This window comes from Pseudomonas sp. GL_093 (assembly GCF_057837605.1).
Genome location: NZ_CM174448.1, coordinates 5,862,361 through 5,881,091, shown reverse-complemented (window position 1 = coordinate 5,881,091; position 18,731 = coordinate 5,862,361). Strand labels below are relative to the sequence as shown.

17 protein-coding genes and 1 other RNA gene are annotated in these 18,731 nt (G+C 60.4%); 14 read left to right on the top strand and 4 right to left on the bottom strand.

What is annotated here, in order from left to right:
* Positions 1 to 39: 39 nt before the first annotated feature.
* From AC3IUE_RS27075 to AC3IUE_RS27060, 4 genes are all read right to left on the bottom strand, one after another.
* The gene (locus tag AC3IUE_RS27075; protein ID WP_056740902.1) at positions 40 to 618 is read right to left on the bottom strand and encodes a BON domain-containing protein; all 579 of its coding nucleotides are present in this window, start codon (positions 616 to 618) and stop codon (positions 40 to 42) included.
* Complete coding sequence (locus AC3IUE_RS27070) at positions 615 to 1,208, bottom strand: phosphoheptose isomerase (protein WP_008025961.1); 594 nt, start codon at positions 1,206 to 1,208, stop codon at positions 615 to 617. Before AC3IUE_RS27070 ends, AC3IUE_RS27075 begins: the two co-directional genes overlap by 4 nt.
* A 104-nt stretch (positions 1,209 to 1,312) precedes the next feature.
* Positions 1,313 to 1,675, bottom strand: a complete 363-nt coding sequence (locus AC3IUE_RS27065; protein WP_056740903.1) for a YraN family protein — start codon at positions 1,673 to 1,675, stop codon at positions 1,313 to 1,315.
* Complete coding sequence (locus AC3IUE_RS27060) at positions 1,675 to 3,486, bottom strand: penicillin-binding protein activator (protein ID WP_056740905.1); 1,812 nt, start codon at positions 3,484 to 3,486, stop codon at positions 1,675 to 1,677. Before AC3IUE_RS27060 ends, AC3IUE_RS27065 begins: the two co-directional genes overlap by 1 nt.
* Positions 3,487 to 3,662: 176 nt before the next feature.
* Between AC3IUE_RS27060 and rsmI the strand changes: the two genes are divergently transcribed.
* From rsmI to AC3IUE_RS26990, 14 genes are all read left to right on the top strand, one after another.
* The gene (gene rsmI, locus AC3IUE_RS27055) at positions 3,663 to 4,568 is read left to right on the top strand and encodes a 16S rRNA (cytidine(1402)-2'-O)-methyltransferase (protein WP_165353260.1); all 906 of its coding nucleotides are present in this window, start codon (positions 3,663 to 3,665) and stop codon (positions 4,566 to 4,568) included.
* Between the two features lie 75 nt (positions 4,569 to 4,643).
* An RNA gene (gene rnpB, locus AC3IUE_RS27050) (RNase P RNA component class A) lies at positions 4,644 to 4,998 on the top strand.
* 355 nt (positions 4,999 to 5,353) lie between these two features.
* Positions 5,354 to 5,809, top strand: coding sequence for a division/cell wall cluster transcriptional repressor MraZ (gene mraZ / locus AC3IUE_RS27045; protein WP_008147486.1), 456 nt, complete (start codon positions 5,354 to 5,356; stop codon positions 5,807 to 5,809).
* On the top strand, positions 5,806 to 6,753 hold the full coding sequence (gene rsmH, locus AC3IUE_RS27040) for a 16S rRNA (cytosine(1402)-N(4))-methyltransferase RsmH (protein ID WP_046048256.1): 948 nt from the start codon (positions 5,806 to 5,808) through the stop codon (positions 6,751 to 6,753). Before mraZ ends, rsmH begins: the two co-directional genes overlap by 4 nt.
* Positions 6,750 to 7,043 (top strand): cell division protein FtsL, encoded by a 294-nt coding sequence (gene ftsL / locus AC3IUE_RS27035; protein ID WP_033053422.1) that lies wholly within the window; start codon positions 6,750 to 6,752, stop codon positions 7,041 to 7,043. The genes rsmH and ftsL overlap by 4 nt, the downstream gene beginning before the upstream one ends.
* Complete coding sequence (locus AC3IUE_RS27030) at positions 7,043 to 8,782, top strand: peptidoglycan D,D-transpeptidase FtsI family protein (RefSeq protein WP_177338843.1); 1,740 nt, start codon at positions 7,043 to 7,045, stop codon at positions 8,780 to 8,782. Before ftsL ends, AC3IUE_RS27030 begins: the two co-directional genes overlap by 1 nt.
* On the top strand, positions 8,782 to 10,245 hold the full coding sequence (locus tag AC3IUE_RS27025) for a UDP-N-acetylmuramoyl-L-alanyl-D-glutamate--2,6-diaminopimelate ligase (protein ID WP_489264273.1): 1,464 nt from the start codon (positions 8,782 to 8,784) through the stop codon (positions 10,243 to 10,245). Before AC3IUE_RS27030 ends, AC3IUE_RS27025 begins: the two co-directional genes overlap by 1 nt.
* Positions 10,238 to 11,605, top strand: coding sequence for a UDP-N-acetylmuramoyl-tripeptide--D-alanyl-D-alanine ligase (locus AC3IUE_RS27020; RefSeq protein ID WP_489264272.1), 1,368 nt, complete (start codon positions 10,238 to 10,240; stop codon positions 11,603 to 11,605). The genes AC3IUE_RS27025 and AC3IUE_RS27020 overlap by 8 nt, the downstream gene beginning before the upstream one ends.
* A complete protein-coding gene (gene mraY, locus AC3IUE_RS27015) occupies positions 11,605 to 12,687 on the top strand; it encodes a phospho-N-acetylmuramoyl-pentapeptide-transferase (RefSeq protein WP_033061333.1) in 1,083 nt (360 codons plus the stop codon). The genes AC3IUE_RS27020 and mraY overlap by 1 nt, the downstream gene beginning before the upstream one ends.
* Positions 12,688 to 12,692: 5 nt before the next feature.
* Complete coding sequence (gene murD, locus AC3IUE_RS27010) at positions 12,693 to 14,039, top strand: UDP-N-acetylmuramoyl-L-alanine--D-glutamate ligase (protein WP_489264271.1); 1,347 nt, start codon at positions 12,693 to 12,695, stop codon at positions 14,037 to 14,039.
* Positions 14,036 to 15,253, top strand: a complete 1,218-nt coding sequence (ftsW, locus tag AC3IUE_RS27005; protein ID WP_056740916.1) for a putative lipid II flippase FtsW — start codon at positions 14,036 to 14,038, stop codon at positions 15,251 to 15,253. The genes murD and ftsW overlap by 4 nt, the downstream gene beginning before the upstream one ends.
* Positions 15,243 to 16,313 (top strand): undecaprenyldiphospho-muramoylpentapeptide beta-N-acetylglucosaminyltransferase, encoded by a 1,071-nt coding sequence (murG, locus tag AC3IUE_RS27000; RefSeq protein ID WP_056740918.1) that lies wholly within the window; start codon positions 15,243 to 15,245, stop codon positions 16,311 to 16,313. Before ftsW ends, murG begins: the two co-directional genes overlap by 11 nt.
* A complete protein-coding gene (gene murC / locus AC3IUE_RS26995; protein ID WP_461999784.1) occupies positions 16,306 to 17,766 on the top strand; it encodes a UDP-N-acetylmuramate--L-alanine ligase in 1,461 nt (486 codons plus the stop codon). The genes murG and murC overlap by 8 nt, the downstream gene beginning before the upstream one ends.
* Positions 17,763 to 18,731, top strand: a complete 969-nt coding sequence (locus AC3IUE_RS26990; RefSeq protein WP_489264270.1) for a D-alanine--D-alanine ligase — start codon at positions 17,763 to 17,765, stop codon at positions 18,729 to 18,731. The genes murC and AC3IUE_RS26990 overlap by 4 nt, the downstream gene beginning before the upstream one ends.

The following is an 18,731-nucleotide window of genomic DNA, read 5'->3' as shown; positions in this document are numbered from 1 at the left end:
TCCGCAAGGATCGCCTTTTTTGTGCCTGCGTGTTGCGTGTCAGTCGATGTATTCAAACAACTTCACAATCTTCTGCACCCCGGAAACACCTTGCACCAGGTTGGTCGCCTGAGTAGCTTCCTGTTTGGTCAGCAGACCCAGCAGGTAGACGATGCCGTTCTCGGTGACAACCTTGATGCGCGAGCCAGGAATGTTCGGATCGGTGAGCATCTGGGTCTTGATCTTGGAGGTCAGCCAGGTGTCGTTCTGGCGGGCAAGGAAGCCGGAAGGTGGCAGGACTTGCAGTTCGTTGTGGACTGTCTTCACGCGCTGAACAGCCGCAGCGGCCTGTTCGGCCTTGGCCTTGAGGTCGGCGCGCGGGGTTTGCCCGGCGAGCAGCACGACGCCATTGAAGCTGGTGACGACGATGTGCGAGTCGTTATCCAGGGCTGGATCGGCCTTGGCGATGTTCACGCCGACCTTGGTGTCGATCAGAGAGTCGTCGATCTTACTGCCGAAGGTGCGGGTGCCGCGGTCATCTTCAATCGGTGCTTCACGGCTGGCGTTAACCACCGAGGTGCAGCCGCTGATGCCGAGGCACAGGGTCAAGGCCAGAAGGCCTAGGCGATTAGGGGTCATTCTTCACTCCCGAACAGTTGGCTGTCGATCAAATCGCAAAGGCAATGGATCGCCAGCAGGTGGACTTCCTGAATACGTGCGGTGACGTTGGCCGGTACGCGAATCTCGACGTCCTCGGGCAATAGCAGCGATGCCATGCCGCCGCCATCGCGACCGGTCAATGCTACGACAATCATTTCGCGATCATGTGCGGCCTGGATCGCTTGAATAATGTTTGCCGAGTTGCCGCTGGTGGAAATCGCGAGCAATACGTCACCCGGCTGGCCGAGGGCGCGGATCTGTTTGGAGAATATTTCGTTGTAGCTGTAGTCGTTGGCGATCGAGGTGATCGTCGAGCTGTCGGTGGTCAGCGCAATCGCTGGCAGGCTCGGACGTTCGCGCTCGAAGCGGTTGAGCAGCTCGGACGAGAAGTGCTGGGCATCACCGGCAGAGCCGCCGTTGCCGCAGGACAGCATTTTGCCTTCGTTGAGCAGGGCGTTGACCATCACTTGGCTGGCTTGCTCGATGTGCGGTGCAAGTACGTCCATCGCCATTTGCTTGGTATCGATACTGGCCTGAAAAAGCTGGCGAATTCGGGATTGCATGTCCATCTGTGTGACCTTAATTAGCGCGGCTACTCGGCACATGAATGTGCAGCCCGCAAAGCAAAGAGCAAAAGTTTTGGGTGAAAGTGTCCGGTTCGGGGTGCTTGCGATCAGCTGTCGAAGGCATTCTGCAACCAATTCAACTGATCGAGGTTGCTGTCGATGGCAACCACGTCGAAACGGCAAGGGGAATTGGCCCAGCGCGACTCGCGCTGAAGAAAATACTGCGCGGCAAAAATCAGTTTCTGCCGTTTGCGCTCATCGATGCTGCCGAGTGCGCCACCCCATTGAGTGTTTTTTCTGTAGCGGACTTCAACGAATACTACTGTATCGCCATCAAGCATGACCAGATCAAGCTCACCGCGTTTACACAACCAGTTCTGCGCCAGCAGGCGCAGACCTTGTTGTTGAAGATGCTCGAGCGCATGGCGCTCGGCATCTTTACCGCTTTGCTGGCGTGATCTGTCGGGCATCAGCGTGGGGTGTCCGGCAGGCGTTGAACCTGGCCGCTGACGAACTGTGCCCACGGCAACTGGCGGACCACGCGTTGGTTCTGAGTCATGCCCAGGCTGCCTGATTGACCTTCGATGCGACTGTCCGGCAGAGCCTTGAGTTGACCCAGGCGTGGTGCCAGGCGATAGGCGTCAACGCCCATCGCGTACAGACGACCCAGGCTGCCAGCAGCTTGTGGCCATTGAGCGGTCACTTGTTTGCGCAGCGGATCGTTGGCCTCCAGCAACCATGGGGTTTCGCAGAAGCGAATGCCGTTCATGTCGTTGTACTGATTCACATCGCCGCTGGCGCTGAACACGTGGGAGGTGGCATAAACCGGCACGTCGCCGGCGTACTGGAAGTTCAGGGTCGGCTTGATCTGCTGGGCTTGCTGAGGCGTTGCGGCCAGGAAGATGAACTCGATGTCCTGGCGACGCGAAGGCTGCGCAGCTACCTGCCCGCCAACGGTGCTTTGCAGGCTCTTGGCACGACCTTCGCTCTGACGCAGCTGGAACATGTCGGCAATTTGCTGGGCCAGTTGAACCGGTTGGTCGACACGTTCGGTGGCGACGATGCTGCCACCGTTAGCCTGCCAATCCTGGCTGAAGGCTCTCAAAACACGATCGCCCCATTCGCCTTTCGGCACCATGATGGCTGCGCGATGCAGGCCATCGGCGCGAGCACGGCGGGACACTTCGCGGGCTTCGTCTTCAGCAGCCAGACCAAACTGGTACAGCTGGGCGGGACCTTGTTCGCCTTCGCTGTAGTTCAGTGCCAGGGTGGTGATCGGCAATTGCGGGCGAGCGCTGAGCTGTTTGACCAGCGGCTTCTCCAGCGGGCCGACGACCAGCTGCACGCCATCGGCTTGGGCCTTGCGGTAGAACTCGTCCATCGAAGTGAGTTTCGAACTGTCATAGAACTCGATGGCTGGCGGCTTCTGCCCGGCTTGTTGAGCCTGGTAGTGAGCAGCCATGAAACCTTCGCGCAGTGCTTTGCCGACCGACGCCAGCGGGCCGTCTTGTGGCAGCAGCAGGGCGATTTTGCCCAGGGGCTGGCTGGCCAGTTCCTTGAGCTTGGTCAGTGGCAGCGGCAATTGAATGGCGGCCGGGTGCTTTGGATTCTGTGCGCGCCAGTTGTCGATCGCGGCTTGCTGCTGTTCCAGGGTGCCGGCAGTTTTCACCGCCTGCGCCAGGCCCATCCAGCCGCCGAGGTCATCGGAGGTATTTGGCTGCAACTGATCGGTCGGCAGCGAGGCGATCAGAGTCCAGATCGCTTCGTGGTTTTTGCTGGCCGCTTCACCTTCGAGCATTGGCGCAATAAAGATGCGTTCCCGAGCGGCGGCCAGCGTCTGGCCATCGGCTTCAAGGGCGCGGGCATGAACAGTGCCGGTGCGAACCTGTTGTTCAACCGGCAGTTCACTCAGGCGTTGCAGGCTCGGATGACTCAAGGCAGTCAGCGCCGCTTTGGGCTGATTGCGAACCATGGCCAGTTCAGCCGCCAGGGTGCTGGCGAAAACCTGTTGGCCAGGCTTGAGTGTTTCGACGGGGACTTGTTGCAGGATTTGCGCGGACTGGCCGGCATTCCCCTGACGATAGGCCAGGTCTGCTGCGCTCAGGCGCAACAGGGAGGCTTTTTCCGGGTCCTTGCTTTGAGCGGCCTGTGCGAGCAACTGCTCGATACTGGCATCCGGGGTCCGTGGAAGTTCGCCAAGGCTGGAGGAGGGCGAGCTGGCGCAAGCCGCCAGCAAGGCAGCGAGGCAGAGGGCAGTGAACAGCCGCAGGCAAGCGATCATGTAGTGTTCCTGATACTCGATCAAATTAGCGTGGAATTGTACCCAAGCACTGGCCGGGGCGCGATGTTACTGGTGTGAATCGATCAATTTAGCTCGTGCAAATGTTGCGGCACTGCACAAAAGGCTGCAAAACCGAGGGTTGCTTGCGCGTATCGCGAACCTCACGACGCGCTACAATGGCGGCTTTTACCGATCATGAGGTGTGCGCTTTGACTGCTCCAGGTGCTTTGAATTCCGCTGCTGGCTCGCTTTATGTGGTGGCGACGCCCATCGGCAACCTGGACGACATCAGTGCGCGTGCGCTGAAGATCCTGCGCGAGGTCGCCCTGATCGCGGCCGAAGATACCCGCCACTCCCAGCGTTTGATGCAGCATTTCGGCATTCCTACACCGCTGGCAGCTTGTCATGAACACAATGAGCGGGATGAAGGTAGCCGCTTTATCACCCGCTTGCTCGCCGGCGACGATGTGGCACTGATTTCCGATGCGGGCACGCCGTTGATTTCCGATCCGGGTTACCACCTCGTGCGTCAGGCCCGTGCTGCGGGTATCAATGTAGTGCCGGTTCCGGGCGCCTGCGCATTGATCGCAGCGTTGTCGGCGGCGGGGTTGCCGTCGGACCGTTTCATCTTCGAAGGTTTCCTGCCGGCCAAGGCTGTCGGTCGGCGCGCCCGTCTTGAGTTGGTAAAGGAAGAACCGCGCACGCTGATTTTTTATGAGGCGCCACACCGCATCCTTGAATGTCTGCAAGACATGGAACTGGTGTTCGGTGGGGAGCGCCCGGCTTTGCTGGCCCGTGAAATCACTAAAACCTTTGAAACCCTTAAGGGTTTGCCGCTGGCCGAGTTACGCGAGTTCGTCGAGTCAGACAGCAATCAGCAACGCGGCGAGTGCGTGGTGTTGGTGGCGGGTTGGTCTGCCCCCGAGACCGAGGACGCCGTCAGCAGTGAAGCGATGCGCATCCTGAATCTGTTGCTTGAAGAAATGCCGCTCAAGCGAGCCGCGGCGTTGGCGGCGCAAATTACCGGTGAGCGCAAGAATGTGCTCTATCAGGTCGCGCTGGATAAACAGAAGGGCGAGTGAAAACCGACGTGCAGGCGTAGCCCAAGGCGTTTAGCGCTTGTCCTTCGGCGGCTCTGCCGTTAATCTTCGCGGCGGAGAGTCGATCGGACAGTCGCTGCCCTCTATGAAAATTAGGGGGGGGAGGAAAGTCCGGGCTCCATAGGGCGAAGTGCCAGGTAATGCCTGGGAGGCGTGAGCCTACGGAAAGTGCCACAGAAAATAACCGCCTAAGCGCTTCGGCGCCGGTAAGGGTGAAAAGGTGCGGTAAGAGCGCACCGCACGACTGGCAACAGTTCGTGGCTTAGGTAAACCCCACTTGGAGCAAGACCAAATAGGGTCCCAAGGCGTGGCCCGCGCTGGGACCGGGTAGGTTGCTAAAGATGTCCAGTGATGGCCATCGTAGACGAATGACTGTTCAAGACAGAACCCGGCTTACAGATCGACTCTCCACCTTTTTCCCCTCCCTGCTTTAATCATTGAGCAGGGCGCCTGTAGTAGCAATTTCCCTCCTTACAGAATCAACAGCAGAAGCACTTTCGTAATACCAAAAAAATCTTACTCTTAACAAATTACTTTAACTTTCGAGCGCAGCCTTCAGTGCTGGTTCAAGTTATTGAGCGGGATTACACGTCTGATTCTCCTTGCCCCTCCTAATACGCTCCTAAATCTCAGTTCTGTAAGGCTTTTCCTTTAATCCGCGCCTTGACGGTGCGGTGGCCGCATTCCTATAGTGTGCACAAGTGGCGGAAAGTGGCATGAAGTGGGTTTTTTGAGCTCAAAACGCTAATATTTGGAGAAACGCTGACGTGTTTCGCGGAGCTAACGCTATCAGTCTCGACGCAAAGGGCCGTCTCGCTATGCCGAGCCGGTACCGTGACGAGCTCGTTTCGCGTAGTTCCGGTCAGTTAATCGTCACAATTGATGCCGTTGATCCGTGTTTGTGTGTTTACCCCCTCGATGAGTGGGAAATTATTGAAACCAAACTGCGCGCACTGCCTTCGCTTCGCGAAGAGAACCGCCGCCTGCAACGTTTACTGATTGGTAATGCCGTCGACCTCGAGCTCGATGGCAGTGGTCGTTTTCTGGTTCCGCCGCGTCTTCGTGAATATGCCAAGTTGGATAAGCGCGCGATGTTGGTAGGCCAACTGAACAAGTTCCAATTGTGGGACGAGGATGCCTGGGATGCGGTTTCTGCCGCTGACCTGGCTGCCATTCAACAACCGGGCGCCATGCCTGATGAACTGCGTGATTTGATCCTGTGACTATTGATAGCGGCTTTAACCACATCACCGTACTGCTTGACGAAGCCGTGGAGGCTCTCGCCGTACGTCCTGATGGCTGCTATCTGGACGGTACGTTCGGGCGCGGCGGACACAGCCGGTTGATCCTCAGCCAGCTCGGTCCCGATGGTCGGGTGCTCGGATTCGATAAAGATCCTCAAGCGATTGCCACCGGGCAAACGCTAGCGGCCGAAGACGGCCGCTTTGTCGTTGTGCAGCGCAGCTTTGCCGAGCTCGGTTCGGAAGTCGCCGAACGTGGTCTGGACGGTAAAGTCAGCGGCGTTTTGCTCGACCTCGGCGTGTCCTCGCCGCAGCTCGACGACCCTGAGCGCGGCTTCAGTTTCCTCAATGATGGCCCGCTGGACATGCGCATGGATCCGTCCCGCGGGATCAGCGCTGCCGAATTCGTCAACACCGCACCCGTGGAAGAAATCGCCCGGGTGTTCAAGCAATACGGCGAAGAACGTTTCTCCGGCCGCATGGCTCGTGCCGTGGCCGAGCGTCGCGACATCAAGCCGTTCGAGCGTACTGCCGATCTGGCCGAAGTCCTGAAAGTCGCCAACCCTGCATGGGAAAAGGGCAAAAACCCGGCGACCCGTGCGTTCCAGGGCTTGCGTATTCACGTCAACAACGAACTGGGTGATCTGGAAGCCGGCCTCGAAGCCGCGCTGGAATGCCTGGAAGTCGGCGGCCGTCTGGTCGTCATCAGCTTCCACTCGCTGGAAGACCGCATCGTCAAACTGTTCATGCGCAAGCTGGTGAAAGGCGAAGCTGACAACCTGCCCCGCAACCTGCCGGTACGTCACGTCGCCTTCGAACCCATAATCAAAATCCATGGCAAAGCGCAGTCCGCCTCCGAGGCCGAACTCAAAGCCAACCCACGTTCCCGTAGCGCCGTCATGCGCGTCGCGGAGAAGCTGCGGTGAGCAAGCTTTTCGCCAAGCCACTTCCCGGCGGAAGCTTTTTCATGTTTCTGCTGTTTATTGGCGTGCTCGTGTCGGCCATCGGCGTTTCCTATAGCGCCCACTGGAACCGTCAACTGTTGAACTCGCTGTACAACGAGCTGAGCGTGCGCGACAAGGCGCAAGCGGAGTGGGGCCGTTTGATTCTCGAACAGAGTACCTGGACCGCCCACAGCCGTATCGAAGTCCTGGCGACCGAGCAACTGAAGATGCGCATTCCTGGCGCCGCTGAAGTGCAGATGGTGGCGCCATGATGAAACTCGAGGGCGCACTCTTTCCATGGCGGTTCCGCCTGGTGCTGGGTTTGCTCGGCGTCATGGTCGCGGCGATTTCCTGGCGCATTATCGATCTGCAAGTAGTCGACCGTGCCTTTCTTAAAGGTCAGGGCGATGCGCGCAGCGTTCGTCATATTCCGATTCCGGCTCACCGTGGTCTGATCACCGACCGTAACGGCGAGCCTTTGGCCGTGAGTACCCCAGTCACCACCCTTTGGGCCAATGCCAAGGAAATGCAAACGGCCAAAGAGAAGTGGCCTGCACTGGCGGCTGCCTTGGGGCAGGACCCGAAAGCCCTGGCCGAACGTCTCGAGGCCCAGGCCAACAAAGAATTCATTTATCTGGTGCGCGGGCTGACCCCCGAGCAGGGCCAGTCCGTGCTCGATCTGAAAGTGCCGGGCGTTTATGGCATCGAAGAATTCCGGCGTTTCTACCCGGCCGGTGAAGTCACTGCCCATATGGTCGGTTTTACTGACATCGATGACCACGGTCGTGAAGGCGTCGAGCTGGCCTACGACGAATGGCTGGCCGGGGTCCCCGGCAAGCGACAGGTGATCAAGGATCGGCGTGGCCGACTTATCAAGGATGTTCAGGTCACCAAAAACGCCAAGGCCGGAAAGCCCTTGGCGTTGTCCATTGACCTGCGTCTGCAATACCTGGCCAACCGTGAACTGCGTAACGCGATCATCGAGAACGGCGCCAAGGCCGGCAGCCTGGTGATCATGGACGTGAAGAGCGGCGAGATCCTCGCCATGGTCAACCAGCCGACCTACAACCCGAACAACCGTCGCAACCTGCAACCGGCGATGATGCGTAACCGCGCGATGATCGACGTGTTCGAACCGGGTTCGACGATGAAAGCGATCTCGATGAGCGCCGCGATTGAAACCGGCCGCTGGAAGCCGAGCGATACCGTCGAGGTGTACCCGGGCACCTTGCAGATTGGTAAATACACCATCAAGGACGTATCCAAGAGCGAAGGTCCGGTGCTCGACCTGACTGGCATCCTGATCAATTCCAGTAACGTCGGCATGAGTAAGGTCGCCTTCGATATCGGCGGCGAAACGATTTTCCGTCTGGCGCAAAAAGTCGGCCTCGGCCAGGACACCGGCCTGGGCTTCCCGGGCGAGCGCGTCGGCAACCTGCCGAACTACCGCGAATGGCGCAAGGCTGAAACCGCCACGCTGTCTTACGGCTACGGTATTTCCGTGACCGCGATCCAGTTGGTTCACGCCTTCTCGGCCCTGGCCAACAATGGTCGCCTCGCGCCGCTGACCCTGATCAAGACCGACAAGCCACCGCAAACCACACAGGTATTGCCGGAGGCGGTCGCGAAAACCATGCAAGGCATGCTGACCCAAGTGATCGAAGCCCCGCGCGGTGTGTTCCGTGCGCAGGTGCCGGCGTACCACGTGGCAGGCAAGTCGGGTACTGCGCGTAAGACATCTGTGGGCACCAAAGGCTACGCCGAGAATTCCTACCGCTCGCTGTTCGCAGGCTTCGGCCCGATGAACGATCCGCGCTACGCCATCGTGGTGGTGATCGATGAACCGACCAAGGCCGGTTACTTCGGTGGTCTGGTATCGGCCCCGGTGTTCAGCAAAGTGATGTCCGGGACCTTGCGCCTGATGAACATCACCCCGGACAACCTGCCACCTACTCAACAAGCGAACGCAGCACCGGTCGTTCCGCTGAAAGCCAATGGAGGGCGAGGCTGATGTCTCTGAGTCTGAACAAGATTTTCGCCCACGCCGGCCGCGATCTGTTGATCCGCGAACTGACCCTGGACAGCCGCAACGTGCGGGCTGGCGATCTGTTTCTCGCCGTCCCTGGCGGCAAATTCGACGGTCGCGCGCACATTGCCGACGCCCTGCAACGCGGCGCTGCCGCTGTGGCGTATGAAGTCGAAGGCGCGACCGTATTGCCGATTACCGATGTTCCGCTGATTCCGGTCAAAGGCCTGGCGGCGCAGCTGTCGGACATCGCCGGGCGTTTTTACGGTGACCCTAGTCGTCACCTGAACCTGATCGGCGTGACCGGCACCAACGGCAAAACCAGCGTGACGCAGTTGGTTGCGCAAGCCTTGGATTTGCTCGGCCAGCACTGCGGCATCGTCGGCACGTTGGGCACCGGTTTTTACGGCGCACTCGAAAGCGGTTTGCACACCACGCCGAACCCGATCGCCGTGCAGGCAACCCTCGCCGACCTGAAAAAGGCGGGTGCCAAAGCCGTCGCCATGGAAGTTTCTTCCCACGGTCTGGATCAGGGGCGCGTGACCGCACTGGCGTTCGATGTGGCGGTGATGACCAACCTGTCCCGCGATCACCTGGATTACCACGGCACCATGCAAGCCTACGGCGAAACCAAGGCCAAGCTGTTTGCCTGGAATGATTTGAAGTGCCGGGTGGTTAACCTCGACGACGAATTCGGCCGCCAACTGGCTGCGGACAAACGTGAATCGCGCCTGATCACCTACAGCCTGGAAGATGCCAGCGCCTACCTCTATTGCCGCGAAGCACAGTTCGACGACGAAGGCGTGCGCGCCACGTTGGTCACGCCGCAGGGTGAGCATCACTTGCGCAGCACCTTGCTCGGTCGCTTCAACCTGAGCAACGTGCTGGCCGCGGTCGGCGCCTTGCTGGGGCTGGACTACGCGCTGGACGAAATCCTCAACGTGCTGCCGAAACTCGAAGGCCCGGCCGGACGCATGCAGCGCCTCGGCGGCGGTACTCAGCCGCTGGTCGTGGTCGATTACGCCCACACACCGGATGCGCTGGAAAAAGTCTTGATGGCCCTGCGTCCTCACGCCAAAGGCCGTTTGCTGTGCCTGTTCGGTTGCGGTGGTGATCGCGATCGCGGCAAACGTCCGCTCATGGCTGAAGTGGTCGAGCGTCTGGCTGACGGCGTGCTGGTGACCGATGACAACCCGCGCACCGAAGACCCGGCAGTGATCTTCGACGACATCCGCGCCGGTTTTACCGCTGTGGATAAAGTCACCTTCGTCGCTGGCCGTGGCCAGGCGATTGCGCAATTGATCGCCAGCGCTTCGGCGGATGACGTGATTGTCCTGGCCGGTAAAGGTCACGAGGACTATCAGGAAATCAACGGCCAGCGTCACGCTTTCTCGGATCTGGTCGAGGCCGATCACGCCTTGACCGCGTGGGAGGTGGCCCATGCTTAAAGCCCTGAAACTGAGCGAACTGACCGGCGCGCTGAATGCCCGCTTGGTCACTGCCGATGCCAGCTTCGACGGCGTCAGCATCGACAGCCGCGCGATCAAACCAGGCCAACTCTTTATTGCCCTGACCGGCCCGCGCTTCGATGGTCATGACTATCTCAATGACGTCGCCGCGAAAGGCGCCGTAGCGGCATTGGTCGAGCGCGAAGTCGCCGACAGCACACTGCCGCAATTGCTGGTGAAAGATACTCGTCAGGCGCTGGGGCAACTCGGCGCGTTGAACCGTGCGGCTTATACCAACCCTGTCGCAGCGATCACCGGTTCCAGCGGCAAGACCACGGTCAAGGAAATGCTCGCCAGCATCCTGCGCACGCGCGGTCCGGTGTTGGCGACCCGCGGCAACCTGAACAATGATCTCGGCGTTCCGCTGACCCTGCTCGAGCTCGCACCGGAACATACCGCAGCGGTGATCGAACTGGGTGCTTCGCGGCTCGGCGAAATTGCCTACACCGTCGGCATGACCAAGCCTCATGTGGCCGTGCTCAACAACGCCGGGACCGCCCACGTCGGCGAGTTCGGCGGGCCGGAAAAAATCGTTGAAGCCAAGGGCGAGATTATTGAAGGGCTGGATGCCGATGGCGTCGCCGTTCTCAATCTTGACGACAAGGCGTTCGACATCTGGAAGACCCGCGCTGCCGGTCGCAAAGTGCTGACCTTCGCCTTGAGCAATGTCAGTGCCGATTTCTACGCCAGCGATCTGGACCGCGACGCTCGTGGTTGCCCGGCGTTCAACCTGCACACTCCTGAAGGTATGGAGCGCGTTCAACTGAACCTGCTCGGCACCCATAACGTCGCCAATGCCATGGCCGCCGCCGCTGCCGCCCATGCGCTGGGCGTGTCGCTGTTCGGCATCGCCACCGGCCTCGGCGCGGTGCAACCGGTCAAAGGTCGCACCGTTGCGCAACTGGCCAGCAATGGCATGCGCGTCATCGATGACACATACAACGCGAACCCCACCTCCATGTGCGCCGCCGTTGATATACTCGCCGGCTTTTCCGGCCGCACCGTTCTGGTGCTCGGGGATATCGGCGAGTTGGGCGATTGGGCGGAGCAGGGGCACCGCGATGTGGGCGAGTACGCCCGCGGCAAGGTTTCCGCGCTTTACGCTGTCGGGCCAATGATGGCTCACGCCGTGAACGCTTTCGGTCCACAGGCCTTCCACTTCAGCACTCAGGCTGAACTGATCAAGGCCCTGGGCGCCGAGCAAGACACAAACACCACCATTTTGATCAAGGGCTCGCGCAGCGCTGCGATGGAAAACATCGTCGCCGCTTTGTGCGGGACCAGCCTGGAGAAACATTAATGCTGCTGCTGCTAGCGGAGTATCTGCAACAGTTCTACAAAGGCTTCGCGGTCTTTCAGTACCTGACCCTGCGCGGGATTCTCGGTGTGCTGACCGCGCTGGTTTTGTCGCTGTGCTATGGCCCGTGGATGATCCGCACTTTACAGAACCGTCAGATCGGTCAATCCGTTCGTAACGACGGTCCACAATCGCACCTGTCCAAGTCCGGCACCCCGACCATGGGCGGCGCGTTGATCCTGTCGTCCATCGGCGTCAGCACGTTGCTTTGGGCTGACCTGACCAACCGTTATGTCTGGACTGTGCTGCTGGTGACTTTGCTGTTCGGCGCGATCGGCTGGGTCGACGACTACCGCAAAGTGATCGAGAAGAACTCCCGTGGCTTGCCGAGCCGCTGGAAGTACTTCTGGCAATCGGTGTTCGGCCTGGGCGCGGCGATCTTCCTTTATATGACTGCAGCGACGCCGGTGGAAACCACCCTGATCCTGCCGATGCTCAAGGACCACAGCATTCCGCTGGGCATAGGCTTTGTCGTCCTGACCTACTTCGTGATCGTCGGCTCGAGCAACGCGGTCAACTTGACCGACGGTCTCGACGGTCTGGCGATCATGCCCACCGTAATGGTCGGCGGCGGGTTGGGGATCTTCTGCTACCTGTCGGGTAACGTGAAATTCGCTGAATACCTGCTGATTCCGTATGTGCCGGGCGCAGGCGAGTTGATCGTGTTCTGCGGCGCCTTGATCGGCGCGGGCCTCGGGTTCCTCTGGTTCAACACCTATCCGGCTCAGGTGTTCATGGGCGACGTCGGCGCACTGGCGCTGGGCGCGGCACTGGGCACCATCGCGGTGATCGTCCGTCAGGAAATCGTCCTGTTCATCATGGGCGGCGTGTTCGTGATGGAGACCCTGTCAGTCGTCATTCAGGTCGCTTCCTTTAAGCTCACCGGTCGCCGTGTGTTCCGCATGGCACCGATTCACCACCACTTTGAACTCAAGGGCTGGCCCGAGCCGCGCGTGATCGTCCGTTTCTGGATCATCACCGTGATTCTCGTGCTGGTTGGCCTTGCCACCCTGAAGCTGAGGTAGAACGAGTGTCTCTGATCGCTTCTGACCACTTCCGCATCGTTGTCGGCCTCGGCAAGAGCGGCATGTCCCTGGTTCGCTTCCTGGCGAACTGGGGCACGTCGTTTGCTGTCGCCGATACGCGGGAAAATCCACCGGAACTGGCCACGCTCAAACGTGACTATCCGCACGTGGAAGTGCGTTGTGGCGAGCTGGACGTCGAATTCCTGTGCCGCGCCGACGAGCTCTACGTGAGCCCCGGCCTGGCGCTGGCGACCCCGGCCCTGCAGGCTGCCGCCGCCCGTGGCGTGAAATTGTCCGGTGACATCGAGCTGTTCGCGCGTAACGCGAAGGCGCCGATCGTTGCCATCAGCGGTTCCAACGCGAAAAGCACCGTCACCACATTGGTTGGCGAAATGGCAGCAGCGGCCGGCAAGCGTGTCGCCGTTGGTGGCAACCTCGGTACGCCGGCGCTGGACCTGCTCAGCGACGACGTCGAGTTGTACGTGATGGAACTGTCGAGCTTCCAGCTCGAAACCACCGATCAACTCAACGCCGAAGTGGCGACCGTGCTCAACGTCAGCGAAGACCACATGGACCGCTACAGTGGTCTGCCGGCCTATCACCTGGCCAAACACCGGATCTTCCGCGGTGCCAAGCAGTTTGTGGTCAACCGTCAGGATGCCCTGAGCCGTCCGCTGATTGGCGAAGGTCAGCCATGCTGGACCTTCGGTTTGAGCAAGCCCGATTTCAAGGCCTTTGGTATCCGCGAAGAAGACGGCGAGAAGTACCTGGCCTTCGAATTCCAGAACCTGATGCCGGTGCGCGAGTTGAAAATTCGCGGCGCCCACAACCAGTCCAACGCCCTGGCGGCATTGGCCCTGGGCCACGCCGTCGGCCTGCCGTTCGATGCCATGCTGTCTAGCCTGCGCACCTTCGCCGGGCTTGAGCATCGCTGCCAGTGGGTCCGCGACCTGAATGGCGTGAGCTACTACAACGATTCCAAAGCCACCAACGTCGGCGCCGCACTGGCTGCCATCGAAGGCCTGGGCGCGGACATCGACGGCAAGCTCGTGCTGATCGCCGGTGGCGACGGCAAGGGTGCCGAGTTCAAGGACCTGCGTGATCCGGTGGCGGCCAACTGCCGCGCCGTGGTGCTGATGGGCCGCGATTCCGAGCTGATCGCTGAGGCCATCGGCGATGCCGTGCCACTGATTCGCGTCAACTCGCTGATCGAAGCGGTCGAGCAATGCCGCGCCATCGCAGAGACGGGCGACGCCGTGTTGCTGTCGCCGGCTTGCGCCAGTTTCGACATGTTCAAGAATTACGAAGACCGTGGTCACCAGTTCGTCCGCGCTGTGGAGGATCTGGCATGAGCCTGATGAACATCATCAAGCCGTATCCGTCGCCGATCATCACCGGGCGCGGCATCGACCTCGATTTCCCGATGCTCGCCGGCTGCCTGGCATTGATCGGCCTCGGGCTGGTCATGATTGCATCGGCATCGACCGAAGTGGCGGCTGTGCAGTCGGGCAGCGCCCTGTATTACATGATTCGCCACCTTATCTATATCGTGCTGGGCCTGGGTGCCTGCGTCGTCACCATGATGATTCCGATCGCCACCTGGCAACGCCTGGGCTGGCTGATGCTGATTGGTGCGTTCGGTTTGCTGGTGATGGTGATCATCCCGGGGATCGGCCGTGAAGTGAACGGTTCGATGCGCTGGATCGGCTTCAGTTTCTTCAACGTTCAGCCGTCGGAAATCGCCAAGGTATTTGTCGTTATTTACCTGGCCGGTTACCTGGTGCGTCGCCAGAAAGAAGTGCGTGAAAGCTGGATGGGCTTCTTCAAGCCGTTCATCGTTCTGCTGCCAATGGCGGGCCTGTTGCTGATGGAGCCGGACTTCGGTGCCACGGTTGTAATGATGGGCGCAGCGGCGGCGATGCTGTTCCTCGGCGGAGTCGGGCTGTTCCGTTTTTCCTTGATGGTTGTCCTGGCGGTCGCGGCAGTGGTGTTGTTGATTCAAGTGCAACCGTATCGAATGGCGCGCCTGACCAACTTCGCGGATCCGTGGGCCGACCAGTTCGGTGCCGGCTATCAGTTGTCTCAAGCGTTGATCGCTTTTGGCCGCGGCGAATGGCTGGGCGTTGGCCTGGGCAACAGCGTGCAGAAACAGTTCTACCTGCCGGAAGCCCACACCGACTTCGTGTTCTCGGTCCTGGCCGAAGAACTGGGTGCCGTGGGTTCTTTGTGCACGGTAGCGCTGTTCGTCTTTGTCTGTATCCGTGGCATGTACATCGGTTATTGGGCCGAGAAGGCCAAGCAATTTTTCGCCGCCTACATCGCGTACGGCTTGTCGTTCCTGTGGATTGGTCAGTTCCTGATCAACATCGGGGTGAACGTCGGCCTGCTGCCGACCAAGGGTCTGACCCTGCCGTTCCTCAGTTATGGCGGTAGCTCGTTGGTGATCTGCTGTGCCTGTCTCGGCTTGTTGCTGCGCATCGAGTGGGAAAGTCGAACCCACTTGGGCAGTGAAGAGATGGAGTTCCATGAGAGCGACTTCGCCGAGGAGCCGACCCATGGGCGCTAACGTATTGATCATGGCGGGCGGCACCGGTGGCCACGTGTTCCCGGCGCTGGCGTGTGCTCGCGAATTCCAGGCCCGTGGTTACACCGTGCATTGGCTCGGGACCCCGCGCGGCATCGAGAACGAACTGGTTCCGGTGGCCGGCATCGAACTGCATCGAATCAATGCCAGCGGTCTGCGTGGCAAGGGCAAGCTGTCCCTGCTCAAGGCACCGTTCATGTTGCTCAAGTCGATCTGGCAGGCGCGGGCGATCATTCGTCAGCTGCGGCCGGTGTGTGTCGTCGGCTTTGGTGGTTATGTGACCGGTCCTGGTGGCGTTGCAGCCAAACTGGCCGGCGTGCCGGTGATCGTTCACGAGCAGAACGCCGTGGCGGGTACCGCCAATCGGTTGCTGGTGCCGTTGGCCGCCCGAGTCTGTGAAGCGTTCCCCGACACCTTTACCCTGTCGGGCAGCCGTCGGACCACCGGTAACCCGGTGCGCACCGAGCTGTTCCTCGAAACACCGCGACAGGCTCTGGCCGGTCGCAAGGCGCGTTTGCTGATCCTGGGCGGAAGCCTGGGCGCAGAACCGTTGAACAAGTTGCTGCCTGAAGCCCTGTCGCAAGTCGCCCCCGACCTGCGCCCGGAAGTGTTTCATCAGGCTGGCAAAAACCACGATGAAGTGACTGCAGAGCGCTATCGCGCGGCTGGCGTCGAGGCGCAAGTGCAGCCTTTCATCAAAGACATGGCCCAAGCCTATGGCTGGGCCGACCTGGTGGTGTGCCGCGCAGGCGCGCTGACCATCAGTGAACTGGCCGCCGCCGGTCTGCCCTCGATGCTGGTGCCTTTGCCCCACGCGATCGACGATCACCAGACCCGCAACGCCGATTATTTGGCCCGTGAAGGCGCTGCCTTCCTGATGCCGCAAAGAACGACTGGCGCAGCGGATCTTGCCGCACGCCTGACAGAGGTCCTGATGCAACCACAACGACTGACCGACATGGCCACCGCGGCACGCCGCCTGGCCAAACCCGATGCAACCCGTAACGTGGTCGATACCTGCCTGGAGGTGGCCCATGGTTGAGAATCAGAAAGCCATGCCGCAACCGGAAATGCGCCGCATCCGTCGCATCCACTTCGTCGGAATCGGCGGCGTGGGCATGTGCGGCATCGCCGAAGTGTTGCTGAACCTGGGCTATGAAGTGTCCGGTTCCGACTTGAAAGCTTCGCCGGTGACCGAGCGTCTCGAGTCCTTCGGCGCCCAGATCTTTATCGGCCACCGCGCCGAGAACACCGCGAACGCTGATGTACTGGTCACCTCCAGTGCCGTGAACACGTCCAACCCGGAAGTCGCCACCGCCCTGGAACGCCGCATTCCGGTGGTGCCTCGCGCTGAAATGCTGGCTGAGCTGATGCGCTACCGCCACGGCATCGCCGTCGCCGGTACCCATGGCAAAACCACCACCACCAGCCTGATCGCTTCGGTGTTCGCGGCCGGTGGCCTGGACCCGACATTCGTCATCGGTGGCCGTCTGAATGCTGCGGGCACTAATGCCCAGCTCGGCACCAGCCGTTACCTGATCGCCGAAGCCGACGAAAGCGATGCGAGCTTCCTGCACTTGCAGCCGCTGGTGGCCGTGGTCACCAACATCGACGCCGACCACATGGCGACCTACGACGGTGACTTCAACAAACTGAAGAAAACCTTCGTCGAGTTCCTCCACAACCTGCCGTTCTACGGTTTGGCGGTGGTGTGCCTGGACGATCCGGTGGTGCGTGAAATCCTGCCGTTGGTGAAACGTCCGACCGTCACTTACGGCTTCGGCGACGACTGCGACGTGCGCGCGATCAATGTGCGTCAGCAGGGCATGCAGACCTTCTTCACCGTGCTGCGTCCTGATCGCGATCCGCTGGATGTTTCGGTGAACATGCCGGGCAACCACAACGTGTTGAACGCACTGGCAACCATCTGCATCGCCACCGACGAGGGCGTCAGCGATGAAGCCATCGTCCAGGGCCTGTCCGGGTTCCAGGGTGTCGGCCGACGCTTCCAGGTCTACGGCGAACTGCCGGTAGAAGGCGGCAACGTGATGCTGGTCGACGACTACGGTCACCATCCGACCGAAGTCGCTGCAGTGATCAAAGCCGTGCGCGGTGGCTGGCCGGAACGCCGTCTGGTGATGGTCTACCAGCCGCACCGTTACAGTCGCACCCGCGACCTGTACGACGACTTCGTCAATGTATTGGCCGACGCCAACGTCCTGCTGTTGATGGAAGTCTACCCGGCCGGTGAAGAACCGATCCCCGGCGCCGACAGCCGCAAGCTGTGCAACAGCATCCGTCAGCGCGGTCAGCTCGACCCGATCTACATCGAGCGCGGTGTTGACCTCGCGCCCATCGTCAAGCCGCTGCTGCGTGCCGGCGACATTCTGTTGTGCCAAGGCGCCGGTGACATCGGTGGTCTCGCACCGAAACTGTTGAAAAGTCCGTTGTTCGCAGGCGCCGTTGCTGCGCCGAGTGTGGGGAAGTTGAAATGACTGCTGCTTACGCCAACCTCGTCTCCACTATTGCGCCGAAAGATTTCGGCCGCGTCGCCGTGCTCTTCGGCGGCAAGAGTGCCGAGCGTGAGGTTTCCCTGAAGTCGGGTAACGCGGTTCTCGACGCGCTGCTAAGCGTCGGTGTCGACGCGTTTGGTCTCGACGTGGGCGATGACCTGTTGCAGCGTCTGCTGAACGAAAAAATCGACCGCGCCTTCATCATTCTCCACGGCCGTGGCGGTGAAGACGGCAGCATGCAGGGCCTGTTGGAATGTCTGGGTATTCCGTACACCGGCAGCGGCATTCTTGCTTCCGCGCTGGCCATGGACAAGCTGCGCACCAAGCAAGTCTGGCACAGCCTCGGTATTCCGACGCCACGCCATGCCGTACTGACCAGCGAGGCCGATTGTATTTCGGCGGCGACGGAACTGGGCTTCCCTTTGATCGTCAAACCGGCCCATGAAGGTTCAAGTATCGGGATGGCCAAAGTGACCTCCGCGTCGGAGTTGATCGACGCGTGGAAAGCGGCCAGTACCTACGATTCGCAAGTGTTGGTCGAGCAATGGATTCAAGGTCCGGAGTTCACCATCGCCACCCTGCGTGACCAGGTGTTGCCACCGATTGCCCTGGGCACGACGCACAGCTTCTACGACTACGACGCCAAGTACGTGGCTTCCGATACCCAGTACCGGATTCCGTGTGGCCTGGACAGCAACAAAGAAAAAGAACTGATGGACCTTACGGCGAAAGCCTGTGAGGCGCTGGGTATCGCCGGTTGGGGCAGGGCTGACGTGATGCAGGACGCCGACGGGCAGTTCTGGTTCCTGGAAGTCAATACCGCACCGGGCATGACCGATCACAGTCTGGTGCCGATGGCGGCTCGTGCTGCCGGTCTGGATTTCCAGCAACTGGTTTTGGCGATTTTGGCCGCTAGCGTTGCCAATAATGTTGAGCCGCGAGGTTAA